17 protein-coding genes and 2 rRNA genes (1 of these 19 only partly in view) are annotated in these 19,426 nt (G+C 68.6%); 3 read left to right on the forward strand and 16 right to left on the reverse strand.

Annotation, left to right across the window (positions count from 1 at the left end; translation table 11 throughout):
* Window positions 1–105 precede the first annotated feature (105 nt).
* From OG302_RS19185 to OG302_RS19205, 5 genes are all read right to left on the reverse strand, one after another.
* A complete protein-coding gene (locus tag OG302_RS19185) occupies window positions 106–1,764 on the reverse strand; it encodes a uroporphyrinogen-III synthase (RefSeq protein ID WP_371527901.1) in 1,659 nt (552 codons plus the stop codon).
* Window positions 1,761–2,720, reverse strand: a complete 960-nt coding sequence (gene hemC, locus OG302_RS19190; RefSeq protein ID WP_371527902.1) for a hydroxymethylbilane synthase — start codon at window positions 2,718–2,720, stop codon at window positions 1,761–1,763. The genes OG302_RS19185 and hemC overlap by 4 nt, the downstream gene beginning before the upstream one ends.
* Window positions 2,717–4,447, reverse strand: coding sequence for a glutamyl-tRNA reductase (locus OG302_RS19195; protein WP_371527903.1), 1,731 nt, complete (start codon window positions 4,445–4,447; stop codon window positions 2,717–2,719). The genes hemC and OG302_RS19195 overlap by 4 nt, the downstream gene beginning before the upstream one ends.
* A complete protein-coding gene (locus OG302_RS19200; protein ID WP_371527904.1) occupies window positions 4,444–5,199 on the reverse strand; it encodes a redox-sensing transcriptional repressor Rex in 756 nt (251 codons plus the stop codon). Before OG302_RS19200 ends, OG302_RS19195 begins: the two co-directional genes overlap by 4 nt.
* A 304-nt stretch (window positions 5,200–5,503) precedes the next feature.
* The gene (locus OG302_RS19205; RefSeq protein ID WP_371527905.1) at window positions 5,504–5,782 is read right to left on the reverse strand and encodes a glutaredoxin family protein; all 279 of its coding nucleotides are present in this window, start codon (window positions 5,780–5,782) and stop codon (window positions 5,504–5,506) included.
* A gap of 125 nt (window positions 5,783–5,907) precedes the next feature.
* Here OG302_RS19205 and OG302_RS19210 point away from each other — a divergent pair, with 125 nt between their 5' ends.
* The 3 genes from OG302_RS19210 (at window position 5,908) to OG302_RS19220 (ending at window position 9,448) form a co-directional block, all read left to right on the forward strand.
* On the forward strand, window positions 5,908–6,858 hold the full coding sequence (locus OG302_RS19210; protein ID WP_361844387.1) for an HAD-IB family hydrolase: 951 nt from the start codon (window positions 5,908–5,910) through the stop codon (window positions 6,856–6,858).
* 301 nt (window positions 6,859–7,159) lie between these two features.
* Window positions 7,160–7,951: an ECF subfamily RNA polymerase sigma factor, BldN family gene (locus OG302_RS19215; RefSeq protein ID WP_160506459.1), complete on the forward strand. Its 792-nt coding sequence runs from the start codon at window positions 7,160–7,162 to the stop codon at window positions 7,949–7,951.
* A 267-nt stretch (window positions 7,952–8,218) separates the two neighbouring features.
* Window positions 8,219–9,448: a DUF5667 domain-containing protein gene (locus tag OG302_RS19220; RefSeq protein WP_371527906.1), complete on the forward strand. Its 1,230-nt coding sequence runs from the start codon at window positions 8,219–8,221 to the stop codon at window positions 9,446–9,448.
* Between the two features lie 91 nt (window positions 9,449–9,539).
* Here the strand turns inward: OG302_RS19220 and OG302_RS19225 are convergent, their stop codons facing one another.
* The 11 genes from OG302_RS19225 to OG302_RS19275 form a co-directional block, all read right to left on the reverse strand.
* Entirely contained in the window at window positions 9,540–10,625 is a 1,086-nt protein-coding gene (locus OG302_RS19225; protein WP_371527907.1) for a lysophospholipid acyltransferase family protein, read from the reverse strand.
* A gap of 14 nt (window positions 10,626–10,639) precedes the next feature.
* Window positions 10,640–11,686 carry an NAD-dependent epimerase/dehydratase family protein gene (locus tag OG302_RS19230; protein WP_371750169.1) on the reverse strand — a complete coding sequence of 349 codons (1,047 nt, stop codon included), beginning with the start codon at window positions 11,684–11,686 and terminating at the stop codon, window positions 10,640–10,642.
* Between the two features lie 376 nt (window positions 11,687–12,062).
* Window positions 12,063–12,161: a 30S ribosomal protein bS22 gene (locus OG302_RS19235; protein WP_003948845.1), complete on the reverse strand. Its 99-nt coding sequence runs from the start codon at window positions 12,159–12,161 to the stop codon at window positions 12,063–12,065.
* Window positions 12,162–12,287: 126 nt separating this feature from the next.
* Window positions 12,288–12,497, reverse strand: coding sequence for a helix-turn-helix domain-containing protein (locus OG302_RS19240; protein ID WP_157869005.1), 210 nt, complete (start codon window positions 12,495–12,497; stop codon window positions 12,288–12,290).
* A gap of 132 nt (window positions 12,498–12,629) precedes the next feature.
* Window positions 12,630–13,445, reverse strand: coding sequence for a phosphatase (locus OG302_RS19245; RefSeq protein ID WP_371527908.1), 816 nt, complete (start codon window positions 13,443–13,445; stop codon window positions 12,630–12,632).
* Window positions 13,446–13,594: 149 nt separating this feature from the next.
* Complete coding sequence (locus tag OG302_RS19250) at window positions 13,595–14,770, reverse strand: acetoin utilization protein AcuC (protein ID WP_371527909.1); 1,176 nt, start codon at window positions 14,768–14,770, stop codon at window positions 13,595–13,597.
* Window positions 14,721–15,953, reverse strand: coding sequence for an MFS transporter (locus OG302_RS19255; RefSeq protein ID WP_371527910.1), 1,233 nt, complete (start codon window positions 15,951–15,953; stop codon window positions 14,721–14,723). The genes OG302_RS19250 and OG302_RS19255 overlap by 50 nt, the downstream gene beginning before the upstream one ends.
* A 147-nt stretch (window positions 15,954–16,100) precedes the next feature.
* Window positions 16,101–16,820, reverse strand: coding sequence for a VC0807 family protein (locus OG302_RS19260; protein WP_371527911.1), 720 nt, complete (start codon window positions 16,818–16,820; stop codon window positions 16,101–16,103).
* Window positions 16,821–16,966: 146 nt separating this feature from the next.
* Window positions 16,967–17,611, reverse strand: coding sequence for an HAD family hydrolase (locus OG302_RS19265; RefSeq protein ID WP_371527912.1), 645 nt, complete (start codon window positions 17,609–17,611; stop codon window positions 16,967–16,969).
* A gap of 103 nt (window positions 17,612–17,714) precedes the next feature.
* Window positions 17,715–17,831: ribosomal RNA gene (gene rrf / locus OG302_RS19270) — 5S ribosomal RNA — on the reverse strand.
* Between the two features lie 91 nt (window positions 17,832–17,922).
* Window positions 17,923–19,426: ribosomal RNA gene (locus OG302_RS19275) — 23S ribosomal RNA — on the reverse strand (it continues 1,621 nt past the right edge of the window).

Raw genomic sequence — 19,426 nt, forward strand, 5'->3', positions numbered from 1 at the left:
TCTCAGCCGGGGCCGGGGAAGTTACTAGCCCGTCCGGCGTTTGAGGACGAACTCGGCGAAGCCGGTGATGAACGGTACGCCGTATCGGGCCCGCCCTGCCGAAGGCTACGGTGCCGTACGCCTCCGGCGGGACCCGGGGCGACGCTCACTCGGCCGGGTGACAGGATCCCCCGCGTCGAGCGCAGCCGTCCGGCGTCTCGTGCCGAACTCCGCCAGGGCCTCGGCCAGCTTGTGCACCGAAGGCTCCGGAGCCATCACGTCCACCCGGAGCCCGTGCTCCTCCGCGGTCTTGGCGGTGGCGGGGCCGATGCACGCGATGACGGTCACGTTGTGCGGCTTGCCGGCGATGCCGACGAGGTTCCGCACGGTCGACGAGGAGGTGAAGAGCACGGCGTCGAAGCCGCCGCCCTTGATCGCCTCACGCGTGTCCGCCGGGGGCGGCGACGCGCGCACCGTCCGGTAGGCGGTCACGTCGTCGACCTCCCACCCGAGATCGATGAGCCCGGCGACCAGCGTCTCCGTGGCGATGTCGGCGCGCGGCAGGAAGACGCGGTCGATCGGGTCGAAGACCGGGTCGTACGGCGGCCAGTCCTCCAGGAGACCGGCGGCCGACTGCTCACCGCTCGGCACCAGGTCGGGCTTCACGCCGAAGGCGACGAGCGCGGCAGCGGTCTGCTCGCCCACGGCCGCGACCTTGATCCCGGCGAAGGCACGCGCGTCGAGCCCGTACTCCTCGAACTTCTCGCGCACCGCCTTGACGGCGTTGACGCTGGTGAAGGCGATCCACTCGTAGCGACCGGTGACGAGTCCCTTGACCGCGCGCTCCATCTGCTGGGGCGTGCGGGGCGGCTCGACGGCGATGGTCGGCACCTCGTGCGGCACCGCGCCGTAGGAGCTCAGCTGGTCGGAGAGCGAGGCCGCCTGCTCCTTCGTCCGCGGAACGAGCACCCGCCACCCGAAGAGCGGCTTCGACTCGAACCAGGAGAGCTGGTCGCGCTGGGCGGCGGCGGACCGCTCACCGACCACGGCTATGACGGGCCGGCCTCCGTCGGGCGAGGGCAGCACCTTCGCCTGCTTGAGGACCTGCGCGATGGTGCCGAGGGTGGCCTGCCAGGTGCGCTGACGCGTCGTCGTACCGGCGATCGTCACCGTCATCGGGGTGTCCGGCTTGCGTCCGGACGACACCAGTTCACCGGCGGCCGCGGCCACGGAGTCCAGGGAGGTCGACACGACCACGGTCCCGTCGGATGCCCCCACCTCGCTCCAGCAGCGGTCGGACGCGGTGCGCGCGTCGACGAAACGCACGTCGGTGCCCTGGGCGTCGCGCAGCGGAACACCCGCGTAGGCGGGTACACCGACCGCCGCCGCGATGCCGGGCACGACTTCGAAGGAGATGCCCTCGGCGGCGCAGGCGAGCATCTCCTCGGCCGCGTACGTGTCGAGGCCGACGTCGCCGCTGACGGCACGTACGACCCGCTTGCCGCCCCGTGCCGCCTCCATGACAAGATTGGTGGCGGCTCGCAATGACGACGCTTCCGCGATCGCTGACGCGTCGTCAACTGCCCCTGGCTGAGGTGTGTCCACACCTCCCCTGGCATGCGCGCGCACGACGTCGAGCACATCCGGCTCGGCGATCAGTACGTCCGCTCGGGCCAGCGCCTCCACGGCGCGCAGCGTAAGTAGTCCCGGATCTCCGGGTCCGGCACCCAGGAAGGTGACGTGCCCGTGTGCGGGAAGGCCGGGAAGGTTCGAGGTGGGGCTCAAAGTGCTCGCTCCCCCATCAGACCGGCCGCGCCCTTGGCAAGCATCTCGGCAGCGAGTTCACGGCCGAGCGCCAAGGCTTGGTCATGCGTCTCGGGCACGGGACCGGTGGTGGACAGCTGCACCAGCGTCGAGCCGTCGGTTGCCCCGACGACGCCGCGCAGGCGCATTTCCTTGACAATCTGCCCGTCGGCCAGCAGGTCGGCCAACGCACCCACAGGTGCGCTGCAGCCGGCCTCCAGGGCGGCGAGCAGGGATCGCTCGGCGGTCACGGCGGCCCTGGTGTACGGGTCGTCGAGCTCGGCGAGCGCGGCGGTCAGTGACGCGTTGGACGCGGCACATTCGATCGCCAGTGCCCCCTGGCCGGGGGCGGGCAGAACTGTGTCGACCGACAGGAAGTCGGTCACCTCGTCGATCCTGCCGACGCGGTGGAGCCCGGCGGCGGCGAGTACGACGGCATCGAGCTCGCCCTTGTGCACGAACCCGATGCGCGTGTCGATGTTCCCGCGGATCGGCACGGTCTCTATGGCGAGTCCGTGGTTGCGGGCGTAGGCGTTGAGCTGCGCCATGCGGCGGGGCGAGCCCGTGCCGATCCGCGCGCCGCTCGGCAGCTCCGGGAAGGTCATCCCGTCGCGCGCGATGAGTACGTCGCGGGGGTCCTCGCGCAGCGGGACCGCGGCCAGGGCCAGGTCGTCGGGCTGCGCGGTCGGCAGGTCCTTCAGCGAGTGGACGGCGAAGTCGACCTCGCCGCCGAGCAGCGCGTCGCGCAGGGCGGTCACGAAGACGCCGGTGCCGCCGATCTGCGCGAGCTGCTCACGGGACGTATCGCCGTACGTCGTGATCTCCACGAGCTCTACGGGGCGGCCGGTCAACGTGCTCACTGTGTCGGCCACTTGCCCGGACTGGGCCATGGCCAGCTTGCTGCGCCGTGTCCCGAGCCTGAGTGCCCTCTCGGTCATGCCCGGCCTCGATTCGGATCTGTTTGTGATGCGTTTTGATCGGTGGATTCATTGATCTTGTCGGCCCTGCTGACGGCGGCGACCGTCTGCGGGTCGAGGTCGAAGAGGGTGCGCAGCGCGTCCGCGTACCCGGCGCCGCCTGGCTCGCTCGCCAGCTGCTTGACCCGCACGGTGGGTGCGTGGAGCAGCTTGTCGACGACGCGGCGGACGGTCTGGGTGATCTCCGCGCGCTCCTTCTCCGGAAGTCCGGGGAGCCGTCCGTCGAGCCGCGCGATCTCGTTCGCGACGACGTCGGCGGCCATGGTGCGCAGGGCGACCACGGTCGGCGTGATGTGCGCGGCCCGCTGTGCGGCACCGAAGGCGGCGACCTCGTCGGAGACGATCGCGCGGACCCGCTCCACGTCGTCGGCCATCGGAGCGTCCGCGGAGGCCTCGGCGAGCGACTCGATGTCGACGAGGCGCACGCCGTCGATGCGGTGCACGGCGCCGTCGATGTCGCGGGGCATGGCCAGGTCGAGCAGGGCGAGCAGGACGTTGCCCGTCTCGACGAGCGAGGGGCGGCGGCGGTTCTCGGGCACGCGCCCACCGGCGGCCACGGCCGCGGCGAGCGCGGCGATGGTGTCGGCCTCGCTCTGCGGGTCGTCACGGCGCACGGCGGGCGCGTTGTCCACCCAGGCGGCGTGCTGCTCCAGCGTCGCGGCGTCCATCCCGGCGACGGCGTCCTCGCCCATGACGGAGAACCCGACCCCGCGGCCCACGGTCCCGTCGCCGGAGAGCCCGAGCGGGCAGGCCTCGTCGGCGTCGGAGCCGGTGTCGTGCGCGGTGGCCGGAGCCGCCGAGGTGCCCGCGGCGGGCACGCGCGGCGCGCCCACGGTGACGGGGGCGCCCGTGCGGTCGGCCACGCCCGCCGCGACGGCGTCGGCCGTCAGGACGAGGCCGGTCGCGCCGGTGCAGGAGACGGCGACATCTGCACGTGTCAGTTCGGCCGCCACCTGGTCCATCGGCACGGCGCGGGCGACGGTGCCCGTGCCGCCCTCGGCCAGGATCTCGGCCAGGCGGTGCGCCCGGTCCAGGGTGCGGTTGGCGACGACGACCTCGTGGACCCCGGCGCGTGCGAGCGTCGCCGCGGCGAGCGAGGACATGGAGCCCGCGCCGATGACCAGGGCGCGCTTGCCCTTGGCCCAGGTCTCGACCGGCTCGCGCCCGGCGAGCTGTTCGAGGCCGAAGGTCACGAGCGACTGCCCGGCCCGGTCGATGCCGGTCTCCGAGTGCGCGCGCTTGCCGACCCGCAGTGCCTGCTGGAACAGGTCGTTGAGGAGGCGCCCGGCGGTGTGCAGCTCCTGGGAGCGCGCGAGGGCGTCCTTGATCTGGCCGAGGATCTGCCCCTCGCCGACGACCATCGAGTCCAGGCCGCAGGCCACCGAGAACAGGTGGTGGACGGCTCGGTCCTCGTAGTGGACGTAGAGATAAGGAGTGAGCTCTTCCAGGCCCACGCCGCTGTGCTGCGCAAGCAGGGTCGACAGCTCGGCGACGCCCGCGTGGAACTTGTCCACGTCGGCGTACAGCTCGATGCGGTTGCAGGTGGCGAGCACGGCCGCTTCGGCGGCGGGCTCGGCGGCCAGGACGTCCTGCAGGAGCTTGGCCTGGGCGTCGGCGGCCAGGGCGGCCCGTTCGAGCACGCTCACCGGAGCGCTGCGATGACTCAGCCCCACGACGAGGAGACTCATGCCGGCATCACGGCGGGGACGTCCCCGTCGGGTCCTTTGCGCTGCTGCTTGGCGGCGGCGGGCGCCACGGCACCGTCGGCCGCCGCTTCCTCGCCGGCCTTGCGCTGCTCGTGGAAGGCGAGGATCTGCAGCTCGATGGAGAGGTCCACCTTGCGTACGTCGACGCCCTCGGGCACGGAGAGAACGGTGGGCGCGAAGTTCAGGATCGAGGTCACACCGGCGGCGACGAGCCGCTCGCAGACCTGCTGGGCGGCGCCCGCCGGGGTCGAGATGACGCCGATGGAGACGCCGTTGTCACTGATGATCTTCTCGAGGTCGTCCGTGTGCTGCACCGGCATGCCCGCGACGGGCGTGCCCGCCATCGCCGGGTCGGCGTCGATCAGGGCGGCGACACGGAAGCCGCGCGAGGCGAACCCGCCGTAATTGGCGAGGGCCGCGCCGAGGTTACCGATGCCGACGATCACGACGGGCCAGTCCTGCGTCAGGCCGAGCTCGCGGGAGATCTGGTAGACGAGGTACTCGACGTCGTAGCCGACACCACGCGTCCCGTAGGAGCCGAGGTAGGAGAAGTCCTTGCGCAGCTTCGCGGAGTTGACCCCCGCGGCGGCCGCGAGCTCCTCGGAGGAGACCGTGGGCACCGAGCGCTCCGACAGTGCGGTGAGGGCTCGGAGGTACAGCGGAAGCCTGGCGACGGTGGCCTCGGGAATCCCTCGGCTGCGGGTCGCCGGTCGGTGAGTTCGGCCAGTTGCCACGGTGCTCCTGCGGGTAGAGCGGGGCTGCAGGCGGTCACACGTCCCCAGACCGCCCCGTCGAATGCAGGCTATGTCTTTGTGAACGCGTGCACAAAGATGGTGTCCGATTTGCCCGGCCAACGTGACCGGGGTCACGCGCCCCCGGCGCGCGTTTCTGGAACCAGCGCACAGGCGGCGGCGTTGCTCATTTGATGGGGGCAAAACCGCACACTCTCCTCACGATCATCGCCCCCGAGACCAAACCGCACACGATCCTAAGGGACCTTTCGGGCCGTTTGGACTGCCCGGTCAGTAACCGTTCGGTCTACGGGGCGAGCTCGCGGCGGAGCCGATCTTCGTTCACCCGCCAGAAGGTGTGCTGTTCACCGTCCACGAGCACCACCGGGATCTGTTCCCAGTAGGCCCTGTTGAGCTCTGCGTCCTGAGTGATGTCCTTCTTCTCCCATACGACTCCCAGCTCGCCGCAGACCTTCTCGACCACCAGCTGTGCTTCATCGCACAGATGGCAGCCGGACTTTCCGATCAGGGTGACCGTCCGGTCCTGGGGCTTCTTCTTCTCCGTACGGCGAAAAATCGGGCTCATGACACCATTCTCGCCCCGCCGACGCGCCGTACGGGCCCCCTCTTTAACGGTGCGGTCGCGCAGAGTTCACAGCGTCGAATCCTGCCGACTCCGGAACGACCGAACGAACTAGCTATGCTCACGACATGGCCGCTCTCGGATGGCTCACCCCCCGTAGGCGCTCCGCCACCGCGCGGAGCGTGTTGGCAGGCGAGGCCTCGGCTGAGGCAGCGCGCAAAACCTCCCAGGAGCTGGAGGCCCTCGACGACCTCGCGGCGGCGTCCGCCCCCGAGGAACCGGAGGAGCCCGAGTTCCCGGTCTTCGGCGACGACAAGGCCGCCGCCTTCTTCGACCTCGACAACACCGTGATGCAGGGCGCCGCGATCTTCCACTTCGGCCGCGGCCTCTACAAGCGGAAGTTCTTCGAGCGCCAGGAGCTGGCCCGATTCGCCTGGCAGCAGGCGTGGTTCAGGCTCGCGGGCGTCGAGGACCCCGAGCACATGCAGGACGCCCGCGACAGCGCCCTGTCCATCGTCAAGGGCCACCGGGTCGCCGAGCTGATGTCCATCGGCGAGGAGATCTACGACGAGTACATGGCCGAGCGCATCTGGCCCGGCACGCGCGCCCTGGCCCAGGCCCACCTGGACGCGGGCCAGAAGGTCTGGCTGGTCACGGCCGCCCCGGTGGAGACGGCGACGATCATCGCCCGCCGCCTGGGCCTGACCGGCGCGCTCGGCACGGTCGCCGAGTCCGTGGACGGCGTCTATACGGGAAAGCTCGTCGGCGAGCCCCTGCACGGCCCGGCGAAGGCCGAGGCGGTGCGCGCGCTCGCGTCGGCCGAGGGCCTGGACCTGGCCCGCTGCGCGGCGTACAGCGATTCGCACAACGACATCCCGATGCTGTCGCTGGTCGGGCATCCGTACGCGATCAATCCCGACGCCAAACTGCGCAAGCACGCGCGCGAGCGGGACTGGCGCCTGCGGGACTACCGCACCGGCCGCAAGGCCGCCAAGGTGGGCATCCCCGCCGCCGCGGGAGTCGGCGCCCTCGCAGGTGGCACGGCCGCGGCCATCGCCCTGCACCGCCGCCGCCACTGAACATTCTCTCGGTCATACCCCGCCCGGGCTCCCGCCAGTCACGTTGGTAGCACCCGACCACAACACGCCTCGCGCATAGCCGGAATGTGAACCATTTCGATCAACAACCGATCACTGTCCGCTACTTGAACGGGCATCGACCGGCTACAGAAGCGACGTAATCGGTGATTTGAGCAACTGGGTGTAGTGCCGCCTGTACGAAGCGTTATTCTCCTCAGACGCATTACGGACCCCACACGTCGCTACGACGGGTGAACGGTTCCGCACTGCACGTGATGGAAGCTCTGCCTCTGGGAGTCCCGTGTACCCACACGTCGGGGTTGACGCCTCGGGCCTGGCTACGCTGCGCGCAACGGTCGCCGACCGCTTGCGCGGCTTCGTCCCCACCGCGTACGCCGGCCCCGCCGTCCCCGCATTTGCCGTCCCCACACCCGCCGGGCCCGTCTATGCCCTGGCGGACAGCGGCGCGGCGGTCAGCAGACGGGCTCGTTCCGCCTCTGCCGCCACCTCAACCCCCACCCCACGCCGTCCCGCCGCGGACAGCGACAGCGCCCGCATGATGGACCTCGTCGAACGCGCCCAAGCGGGCGAGTCCGACGCCTTCGGCCGTCTCTACGACCAGTACAGCGACACGGTCTACCGCTACATCTACTACCGCGTCGGCGGCAAGGCGACCGCCGAGGACCTGACCAGCGAGACCTTTCTGCGCGCCCTGCGCCGCATCAGCACGTTCACCTGGCAGGGGCGCGATTTCGGCGCCTGGCTCGTCACCATCGCTCGCAACCTGGTCGCCGACCACTTCAAGTCGAGCCGTTTCCGCCTCGAAGTGACCACAGGCGAAATGCTCGACGCCAATGAGGTCGAGCGCAGCCCCGAGGACTCCGTCCTGGAGTCCCTCTCCAACGCCGCACTGCTCGACGCCGTGCGCCGCCTCAACCCCCAGCAGCAGGAGTGCGTGACCCTGCGCTTCCTGCAGGGCCTCTCGGTCGCCGAGACCGCTCGGGTGATGGGCAAGAACGAGGGCGCGATCAAGACCCTCCAGTACCGCGCCGTCCGCACGCTGGCCCGGCTCCTCCCCGACGACGTGCGCTAGCGCCGCACGCCGTCGATCGCCCTCTGTAGCCGTGCGGAGCGTTCAACTCACCCTCCGTGGCGGCCAGATGGCCGTCACGGAATTTGGGCGGTCCGATCATCCTCCGTCCGTAACCCAAGTGCCGCGACGCTCGTTGTGCGGGATGCAGGCTCCCTGTGGTCGCCCCCTGACTACCTCCGCTCACTCGATCGAGTGGAAGTGCTCAGGTCGGGCAACCCTCAGGACCCCCTGGGGAGTCGACCGTCATGACGAGAGGAGGTGCCGCCAGTGATCGCGAACGTATCGGCACACCGGCGGGCGAACGCCTTCGCCCAGGACCTGGAGGAGCAATCCGACCAGGCCCCGGCGGCCGAGCAGTCCGAAGGTTCCGTCACACCCGATTCCGTGCCGTCCGAACAGACGCCACCGGACAGGATGTTGGCTCTGGCGGCCGGCCTCGGCGAACTGCCGAAGCCGGAGATGGATCCCGAGGTCAAAGTGGTCCAGCGGGCCCAGCTCGTAGCTGCCATGGAGGCCATGCTCCTTGAGGGCACGGCCGCGGGCGGTGGGACCATCGGCACATCGGTGCCCGAACAGCGGTCCCGCAAGGGCGCCCACCGGGCCACGGGACTGCGCAAACTGAAGCCGCGCTCCCGGCTGTCGCAAGGCATCGCAGCGGGCGGACTCACCGTCGGCGTGGCCGCCGGCGCGTTCAGCGGGGTTGCCGCGGCCAGCTCGGACGCGCTGCCGGGCGATTCGCTGTACGGCTTGAAGCGTGGCATGGAAGACCTCAAGCTCGGCATGGCCGACGGCGACAGCGACAAGGGCGAGGTCTATCTCGACCACGCGTCGACGCGCCTGAACGAAGCCCGCCGGCTGATGGAGCGTGGCCGCACCGGCAGTCTCGACCACGAATCCCTCGGCGAGGTCAGGCGGGCCCTCTCGGGCATGCGGCACGACGCCACGGAAGGCCACCGCCTGCTGCACCAGGCGTACGAGAGGGACGGCTCGCTGGGTCACATCCAGACCCTGTCCGCCTTCGCGGAGTCGCACCGCAGGAGCTGGAGCGACCTGCAGAGCAGGCTGCCCGTCCAGCTCGGTGACGTGGGCGATCAGGTGAGCTCGGTGTTCGACGCGATGGACCAGGAAGTGGACCCCCTCCGCTCCCTCCTCCCGCGCACCCCGGACAAGAGCGACTCCCCCGGCAAGCCGAGCCAGGGTTCCGCGGGCTCCACCACCCCGGACAGCCCCTCCTCGCCCACGACGTCCCCCCGGGACGGCGCGAGCAAGGACAGCAAGCCCCACCCGTCCACGCCGGACGGCGGCAGCGACAGCGACGGCCTGCTCGGCGGCAACACGGGCGGCCTCCTGGACCCGCCGAAGTCCGACACGACCCCCACCCCCTCGGACGGCAAACCCGACAAGGCATCCCCGTCGGCCAAGCCGGACGTCACGGTGCCGCCGATCCTGCCCGGCCTGCTGCCGGGCCTGGGCATCAACGAAGAGGACGCGAACTAGTCGTACGCAGTCCTCCGGGGCATTTCCCGGACAGCATGAGGGAGGGGCCGGATCCACTGGATCCGGCCCCTCCCTCATGCTGTGGAAACCCTCAGAAGAAGACCGACCGCCGCTGCACCAGCAGCTTGTAGAGCGTGTGCTGGATCTGCTCCCTGACCTGATCGGTCAGGTTGAACATCAGCATCGGGTCCTCGGCCGCCTCCGGCGGATACCCGTCCGTCGGGATCGGCTCCCCGAACTGGATAGTCCACTTCGTCGGCAACGGCAACGCCCCCAGCGGCCCGAGCCAGGGGAACGTAGGCGTGATCGGGAAGTACGGGAAGCCGAGCACTCTCGCCAGCGTCTTCGCGTTGCCGATCATCGGGTAGATCTCCTCCGCCCCCACGATCGAGCAGGGAACGATCGGCGTGCCCGCACGCAGCGCGGTGGAGACGAAGCCGCCCCGTCCGAACCGCTGCAGCTTGTAGCGGTCGCTGAACGGCTTCCCGATGCCCTTGAACCCCTCCGGCATCACCCCGACCAGCTCGCCCCGCTCAAGGAGACGCTCGGCGTCCTCGGCGCACGCCAGCGTGTGCCCCGCCTTGCGCGCCAGCTCGTTGACCACCGGCAGCATGAAGACGAGATCCGCCGCGAGCAGCCGCAGATGCCGCCCCTCGGGATGGTTGTCGTGCACGGCGACCTGCATCATCAGGCCGTCCAGCGGCAGCGTTCCCGAGTGGTTGGAGACGATCAGCGCCCCGCCCTCCGACGGGATGTTCTCGATGCCCTTCACCTCGACGCGGAAGTACTTCTCGTACAGCGGCCGCACCAGGGACATCAGGACCTGATCGGTGAGCTCCTCGTCGTACCCGAAGTCGTCGACCTCGTAGTCACCCGTGAGCCGCCGCCGCAGAAACGCGAGACCACCCGCGACACGGCGCTCCAGGCCACCGCCACCGCCCCGCGGCTCCGGACGGGCCCCGGGCCCCGCTTCCGTCCCGGAAGCCCCCTGGGGCGAGGGCTCCGGCTCGGCCCGCTCCACCTGCGGCCCTCCGTCCTGCTGGCCCGGCATGGCCGTGACCTCACGCACGGCTGCCGGATCGTTCTTGCGCCGGACCGCGCTCCTTCGCCGCGGCGGGCGCTGCGCACCCGCGCGCGACCGGTCGTCGTCGAACGGAATGACCTTGGCGTCCGCCATCGTTGACGCTCTCCTCAGTTGACGCTCTGGCTGCCCGCGAAGGGCAGCGTGGCGATCCGGTCGATTGCCCCCGCGACGGCCTGCGGCGGCATGAGTCCCGGACCCCGGCTGCGTACGAAGTCCGCGAAGGTCTCCGCGGTCGTGTACTTGGGGCTGAAGCCCAGTGTCTCGCGCATCTGCCGGGTGGCGACGACCCGGCCGTGGGTGAGCAGCCTGATCTGCTCCGGCGAGAAGTCCGTCATGCCCAGGGTGCGCAGCGCCTGGCCGACCCAGGTGACCGCGGGCATGAACACCGGCAGCGTCGGACGCCCCAGGCGCCGCGCGCACTGCGAGAGCAGCAGCAGGCCGTCACCGGCGATGTTGAACGTGCCGCTGTTGAGCGTCCCGCGCTCCGGCTCGTGTGCCCCGAGGCGCAGGACCTCGATCGCGTCGTCCTCGTGCACGAACTGCAGCCGCGGGTCGTAGCCGAAGACGGTCGGCAGGACCGGCAGCGAGAAGTACTCGGCGAGCGGGGAGTCCGCGGCGGGGCCCAGGATGTTCGCGAAGCGCAGCACGCAGACCGCCACGTCCGGGCGGCGGCGCGCGAATCCGCGCACGTATCCCTCGACCTCGACGGTGTCCTTGGCGAAGCCACCGCTCGGCAGCGACTTCGGCGGCGTCGTCTCGGTGAAGACCGCGGGGTCGCGCGGCGCGGAGCCGTACACGTTGGTGCTCGACTTCACCACGAGCCGCTTGACCGTCGGCGACTTCTGGCAGGCGCCGAGCAGCTGCATGGTGCCGATGACGTTGGTTTCCTTGAGCGAGCCGCGGTTGCCGCCCGCCAGCGCGGTGCCCGTGACGTCCAGGTGCACGACCGTGTCGACGGAGAACTCGGCGAGCACCTTGGCGATCGCGGGCTGCCGGATGTCGGCCTGGACGAAGTCGGCGCCGCCCAGATGGTGCTCGGGAGGGACCGCGTCCACGGCGACCACCCGGTCGACGTCGGGATCCCGCAGGACACGCCGGACGAACCGCCCGCCCAGTTGTCGGGCCACCCCGGTCACGAGCACGACCTTGCCCAAGATCAGCGCCTGCCTTCCCCAGCCCTTGAAGTCCTGCCGCGCCCCGTCATTAGTCTCCTGGCACACGCTAGCGGGTCGATGTTGCGCTGTGATGACCGCCCGATGCAGGAAGTGACGACAGCCACATACATGCACACAGACCAGGCTGTACGCCCAGACCAGGACGTACGCCGGATCGGGACGCACATCCTGCCCAGGGCGTACGTTCGAAACAAGCCCCCGGGCGGTCCGTCACGGCCCGAAAACCGGCCGGAAGACGCCTCGGAGAGTACCTCCTCGAAAAACGAGTACCCCAGGGCCTGCGGGTACCCCGAAAACGCCGAAGCCCTCCCGTCGGATGACGGGAGGGCTTCGATACGCGCTGTGCAGCTGTCGCCTACTTCTTGTTGCGACGCTGAACGCGGGTGCGCTTCAGCAGCTTGCGGTGCTTCTTCTTGGCCATCCGCTTACGCCGCTTCTTGATAACAGAGCCCACGACTACCCTCGCTCACTTCTCATCACTCGGTGCGGGGCAGCTGACTGGGCCCACACGACCTACGTCGGCCCTAGCCTACCCGCCCCCGGGTGAGGGACGTAATCGAGGGGGATCGACCGGCTCCGGTCAGCCCGCCTCGACTCCTACATAGGACTCGCGGAGGTACTCGTGAACCGCCTGCTCCGGAACCCGGAAGGACCTTCCGACCCGGATGGCGGGCAGATGACCGCTGTGCACCAAGCGGTACACGGTCATCTTGGACACTCGCATTACCGAGGCGACTTCCGCCACGGTCAAGAACTGAACCTCGTTCAGCGGCCTCTGGTCTGCAGCCATGACACCCCACCTGAACCTTCCGCACATGACGGGCACCGGCTTCCCCTTCCGGTGACTCTTCGTCTCTGCGCGCTCACTCCCCAGACTAGGGGCGGATGATGCGAGTGGGGAAGAGGAGTAGCGATCGGCCGCCTACTGTGACAGACACGCTCGATTGAGTACATAGCGAGTAAGCGGTCGGTAGTAATCAGACCGCACAGCGTCATCAAGCGGAACGACGACGGACACCTGCCCCTCGGCCTCTCCGACGAACAGCGCGGGATCATCCGTATCCGCCAGACCGATCGCCTCGAACCCCAGCTGACCTGCCCCGCAGACCCATCCGTGGTCCCCGACGACGAGCTCGGGAAGCGGTCCCTCAGCCTCCGCTGCGGCCGCGAGAGCAGCTCGAACCGGGAGCGGGGAGTGGGAGTGTGCGCCGGTCTCACTCCCGGTGGGACGCGCGCCGGGTTCCCGCACCAGCGCGACTCCTTGTACGTAGTCAAGGTTGTACGTGCGTAGGCCGAACCGGGTCGTTATGTCGACACTGTTGCCCTGCGCGGGGGTGAGGACGGTGCACCCGGCCGCCGACAAAGCGTCCGCCAGGGCGGCGTAGAAACCGAGGAGCCGGTGCGGATGCCCCGTCCCGAAGAGCACGGGAAGCCGCCTTCGCGCCGCGTCCGCGAGCCTTTCGGCGAAGGCGTCGAGCGCGGCCAGCGTCCGCTCCGGGTCGATGACGTCGACCCCCGAAGTGTGCCGCGGATCGGCGGACACCCCGCACTTGTCGGCCATCAGCCCCAGCAGGTCACCGGGCCCCCAACTCCACTCGGGATCAAGACCGAGCAGTATCCGCGGGTCCCGGGCCGCGAAGAGCCGGTAGCTCCGCAGGCTCGCTTCCCGCGTGGTGGCAACGGGCCCGGCCAGCCGGGCAGCCAACAGATGCGCACGCAACGCTCCGGTGCTCAACACGGCACGATGCTGACGCATCGCCCGGACGCCCACCCCCAAAACCCCGGAAACCCCCCACAGTTGGGCTAACGCGGGCACAATCCCTGCGCGCCCGTCCGGCGTTGAAGGCCGCCGCCCGCCCTACTCCCCTTGCAGCTCCCTGCCACCCTCTACGGCAGCAACCCCCGCAGCGGATACGCCGCACGGCGAGCAGCGAGCACCGCCTGGTCGAGCCGGTCCGCCGGGTCGTACCCCTCGGACCACTCCGCCCAGGAGACGGGCCACCGCCCATCACTCATCCGCGCGGGAGCCAACTGCCGGGTCCGCGCATACACTTCCTGCCGCCAGGCCTCAGGAATCTCCGCCGAGGGCAGCACCTCCCGCCCCGCGGCGATGGCGGTCAGATGGGTCCAGGACCGGGGCACCACATCCACCACGGCGTAACCACCCCCACCCAGAGCGACCCACCGGCCGTCGGCGTACGAATGCGCCAGCTCATGGCAGGCCACCTGCACGGCCCGCTGCGCATCGAGCGACACCGCCAGATGAGCCAGCGGATCCTCGAAATGCGTGTCGGCACCATGCTGGGTCACCAGCACCTGCGGCCGGAACTCCGCCAACAGCTCCGGCACCACGGCGTGGAAAGCCCGCAGCCACCCCGCGTCCCCGGTCCCGGCCGGCAACGCCACATTCACGGCGGACCCCTCGGCGTCCCCGGCCGCCCCCGTCTCCTCGGGCCACCCGGTCTGCGGAAACAGCGTCCGCGGATGCTCGTGCATCGAGATCGTCAGAACCCGCGGATCGTCCCAGAAGGACGCCTGCACCCCGTCCCCGTGGTGCACATCCACATCCACGTACGCGACCCGCTCGGCGCCCAGCTCGAGCAACCGCGCGATGGCCAGCGAGGCGTCGTTGTAGATGCAGAACCCCGAAGCGGATCCCGGCATCGCATGATGCAGCCCGCCCGCGAAGTTCACCGCGTGCAGCGCTTCCCCGCGCCACACCGCCTCGGCCGCACCCACCGACTGCCCGGCGATCAGCGCCGACACCTCGTGCATCCCCGCGAAGGCGGGATCGTCCGCGGTCCCGAGGCCATAGCTGCCGTCCGCCGACGCCGGATCGGCGGACGCGGCCTTGACCGCCTCCACATAGTCCTCGCGATGCACGAGCCGCAACGTCGAGTCACCGGCACGCTTGGCCGCCACCACTTCCAGCTCACGGTCGAGCCCGAAGGCACCGACCAGGCTTCTGGTCAGCGCGAGCCGGACCGGGTCCATGGGGTGCTCAGGACCGAAGTCATAGCCCGTTACTTCCTCGTCCCACATCAGCTGTGCGTGGCCGCTCATGCCCGTCACCGTATCGGTCCGCTCCGGGGGCGAAAGACCGGGCGTACAACAAGGTCACGAGCACCAACACCATGGGAACGAGCATCGCCCCGCGGTAGTTCCAGGCGTCCCCGAGCGCCCCCACCAGCGGTGAACCGATGAGGAACCCCACGTAGTTGAAGACGTTGAGCCGCGCGACAGCGGCGTCCGAAGCCCCCGGGAAGAGCCGCCCCGCCGCGGCGAAGGTCTGCGGAACGATCACGCACAACCCGAGCCCGAGCACCGTGAAGCCCAGGATCCCGGTCCACGCCCCGGGCGCCACCGCCACGATCGCGAACCCGAGCGCCGCCACCACCGACCCGACCCGCACCACCGCCACAGCCCCGAACCGCCGTACGCCCAGATCCCCGAGCCCCCGCCCCAGCAGGGTCATGACCATGTAGACGTTGTAGGGGACGGTCGAGACCTCCTCCGAGCTCCCCAGCACGTCCTGCAGATACTTCGCGCTCCAGTTGGAGACGGTCGAATCCCCGATGTACGCGAAGGTCATCACCATGCAGAGCGGAAGGAGCAGCTTGAAGACGACGGGCCCGCCCTTCCCCTCACCGGCATCACCCGTAGCACCCGCATCAGCGCCGGACCCGCCACCGGCATCGACGTACCAGCGGCTCCCCACGAACGCCGCGGGCACCAGCACCACGACCACCGGCAGATACGAGACGAAGAGCGACAGATCCCAGTGCGCCCCCGCCCAGGCGAGCGACGCCCCCGCGATCCCGCCCAGGCTGTACGCCGCGTGAAACCCCAGCATGATGCTGCGCCCGTACGCCCGCTGCAGACTCACCCCGAGCATGTTCATGGACGCGTCGAGCGCACCCACCGAGAGCCCGAACGCCCCCAGCGCCACCGCCACTTGCCACAGGGCCTCACCCGCGCCGGCCCCGAGCAGCGCCAACAACACCACGGGCTGCACCCACCGCAGCACACGGCTAGGCGGCACCCTCTTGACCAGCCATTCCGTGCCCACACTGCCGACCCCCGCGAGGATCGGCACAGCGGCCAGAAACACCGGCAGCAGGCCGTCGGATATCCCGTACTGATCCTGAAGGGCGGGGATCCGTGTCACCAGCAACGCGAAGGTGACGCCCTGCACCAGGAAGCTGAACGCCAAAGAGGCCCTGCCGCGCCGCAGCTCATCTGTCATGGCTGCTGAGCGTAGGACCCCTGACTACCGGTGGGTAGATAGATCACCCACCCAATTCCCACCGCCTCCCACCAGGCAAGGCGCATCTCCTCCCCGGAGGCAGACCTTCCGAGCTCACCTCGGGCTCACCCCGGGCTCACCCCGGGCTCACCGTCCGAGCTTGGCGATCTCTTCGCTCACCTTCGCCTCCATCGGACCGACGACCCGGCGGCCACTGGCCATGACCGTCGCCGTGATGGTCACGCCGGCGATCACGCCGCCGAGCCACACCATGGTGTCGATCGGCAGCGAGTACGCCCCCACGACCCGCACCACGGCCTCACCGAACAGCGCCACACCCCACATCACCGAGAACGTGCGCTCCATCCGCGCGAACTGCCCCCGCTCGGCGATCAGCCGCTCCCACACGGCGGTCCGCACCGGATTCCCCTTCGTCACCCAGGGCTTGAGCCCCGCGGTCATCAACGGCCGCCCGGCGGCCACGGACACCAGCACGGCGATCCCGATCGTCGCGGTGATCCCGCTGTCCTTGGCGAGCATCAGTCGCGGGTCACCGGCCAGCAGGCTGAGCAGCAGCCCGACGACGTTGGCGGTCAGGATGAGCGCCGCGAGGCCATTGACCTTCCGCTCCTTGGCCACGCTCCACAGCGTCCGCCCGGCGGGCACCACACTGCTCCAGGCGAGCGCCGCCAGCGTGCCCATCCCAAAGCCCTTGCTGAGCAGGTAGTACGAGGCTGTGGGCACCACCGCGTCCAGGACGAGCGGCTTCAGGGACTCCCACCGGGACTGTCGTACGGAGGCTCCCGCGGGGGCGACTTCCGCGGCGAGGGCTCCTGTGTGCGTGGCCGGGGCGGTGATCTGGCTCATGGCGTTCGGTCCTCCGTCGTCACTGTCACTGAGTGCGTGCCGTTCGTCTTCGATGCACTCAGCTTCGCCGCAACCACCCGTCGCCCGGCAGAAACGTTCGTCCGGACCTGGCAGTGACAAATGTCAGGCCGCTCCCCGGGCCCGCGTCATACGAGCAGGTCAGCCAACTCCCTCATGTCCCCAAAGAGTTCGGTGGCCCCTGAAAGCCGCTCGGCCGGCGTCATGGCGGTGAACCCGTACACGTCCATTCCCGCGGCCACAGCTGCCTTCACGCCCAGCGGACTGTCCTCGACCACCACACACTTCTCCGGCGCCACACCCATGCGCTCGGCGGCGTACAGGAAGAGATCCGGCGCCGGCTTGCCCCGCCCCACGTCCTCGGAGCTGAAGATCCGTTCGTCATCGAACCACCGGTCGAGGCCGGTCCGCCGATGTCCGACCCGGATCCGCTCGTGACTCCCGGACGAGGCAAGGCAGTACGGCACTCCGCCGGCCACCAGCTTCTCCAGTACGTCGACGGCCCCTGCCACGGGCTCCAGCTCCCGCTCGAAGGCCGCGAAGACACGTGCGTGGAAGGCCGCGTCAAAATCTTCGGGCAACCGCTGCCCACTGCGCTCAAGAACAAGGTCGTGTACGCGATGGACGGCGGCCCCCATGTAGTCACGCAGCGAGTCCTCATACGTGGTGGGGTGGCCGAGCTCGGTCAGATAGGCAGCGAGGATGGTGTTGGAGAGCGGCTCGCTATCGACGAGAACGCCGTCATTGTCGAAGATGACCAGGTCGTATCGCATAACTCGACCCTAAACGCAGAAAAGGCCCCTCGACGGCGTCGAAGGGCCTGGAAAGCAGAAAACCCCCGCACCCAGAGGGTGCGGGGGTTTCCCCTTAATAATAGTTCGGCGGCGTCCTACTCTCCCACAGGGTCCCCCCTGCAGTACCATCGGCGCTGTGAGGCTTAGCTTCCGGGTTCGGAATGTAACCGGGCGTTTCCCTCACGCTATGACCACCGAAACACTATGAAACTGTCAACCGCACCGTAGTCGTGGCCCGACATACGGGGTTGTTCGTGGTTTCAGAACCAACACAGTGGACGCGAGCAACTGAGGACAAGCCCTCGGCCTATTAGTACCAGTCACCTCCACCCGTTACCGGGCTTCCAGATCTGGCCTATCAACCCAGTCGTCTACTGGGAGCCTTAACCCCTCAAAGGGGGTGGGAATACTCATCTCGAAGCAGGCTTCCCGCTTAGATGCTTTCAGCGGTTATCCTTTCCGAACGTAGCCAACCAGCCATGCCCTTGGCAGGACAACTGGCACACCAGAGGTTCGTCCGTCCCGGTCCTCTCGTACTAGGGACAGCCCTTCTCAATATTCCTACGCGCACAGCGGATAGGGACCGAACTGTCTCACGACGTTCTAAACCCAGCTCGCGTACCGCTTTAATGGGCGAACAGCCCAACCCTTGGGACCGACTCCAGCCCCAGGATGCGACGAGCCGACATCGAGGTGCCAAACCATCCCGTCGATATGGACTCTTGGGGAAGATCAGCCTGTTATCCCCGGGGTACCTTTTATCCGTTGAGCGACGGCGCTTCCACAAGCCACCGCCGGATCACTAGTCCCGACTTTCGTCCCTGCTCGACCCGTCGGTCTCACAGTCAAGCTCCCTTGTGCACTTACACTCAACACCTGATTACCAACCAGGCTGAGGGAACCTTTGGGCGCCTCCGTTACTCTTTGGGAGGCAACCGCCCCAGTTAAACTACCCATCAGACACTGTCCCTGATCCGGATCACGGACCCAGGTTAGACATCCAGCACGACCAGAGTGGTATTTCAACGTTGACTCCACGAACACTGGCGTGCCCGCTTCAAAGTCTCCCACCTATCCTACACAAGCCGAACCGAACACCAATATCAAACTGTAGTAAAGGTCCCGGGGTCTTTCCGTCCTGCTGCGCGAAACGAGCATCTTTACTCGTAGTGCAATTTCACCGGGCCTATGGTTGAGACAGTCGAGAAGTCGTTACGCCATTCGTGCAGGTCGGAACTTACCCGACAAGGAATTTCGCTACCTTAGGATGGTTATAGTTACCACCGCCGTTTACTGGCGCTTAAGTTCTCAGCTTCGCACACCCGAAAGTGCACTAACCGGTCCCCTTAACGTTCCAGCACCGGGCAGGCGTCAGTCCGTATACATCGCCTTACGGCTTCGCACGGACCTGTGTTTTTAGTAAACAGTCGCTTCTCGCTGGTCTCTGCGGCCACCCCCAGCTCACGGAGTAAATCCGATCACCGGTGATGGCCCCCCTTCTCCCGAAGTTACGGGGGCATTTTGCCGAGTTCCTTAACCATAGTTCACCCGAACGCCTCGGTATTCTCTACCTGACCACCTGAGTCGGTTTAGGGTACGGGCCGCCATGAAACTCGCTAGAGGCTTTTCTCGACAGCATAGGATCATCCACTTCACCACAATCGGCTCGGCATCAGGTCTCAGGCTTAATGCGTGACGGATTTACCTATCACACGCCCTACACCCTTACCCCGGGACTACCACCGCCCGGGCTGGACTACCTTCCTGCGTCACCCCATCACTCACCTACTACCA

Source organism: Streptomyces sp. NBC_01283 (assembly GCF_041435335.1).
Classification (GTDB): Bacteria; Actinomycetota; Actinomycetes; order Streptomycetales; family Streptomycetaceae; genus Streptomyces.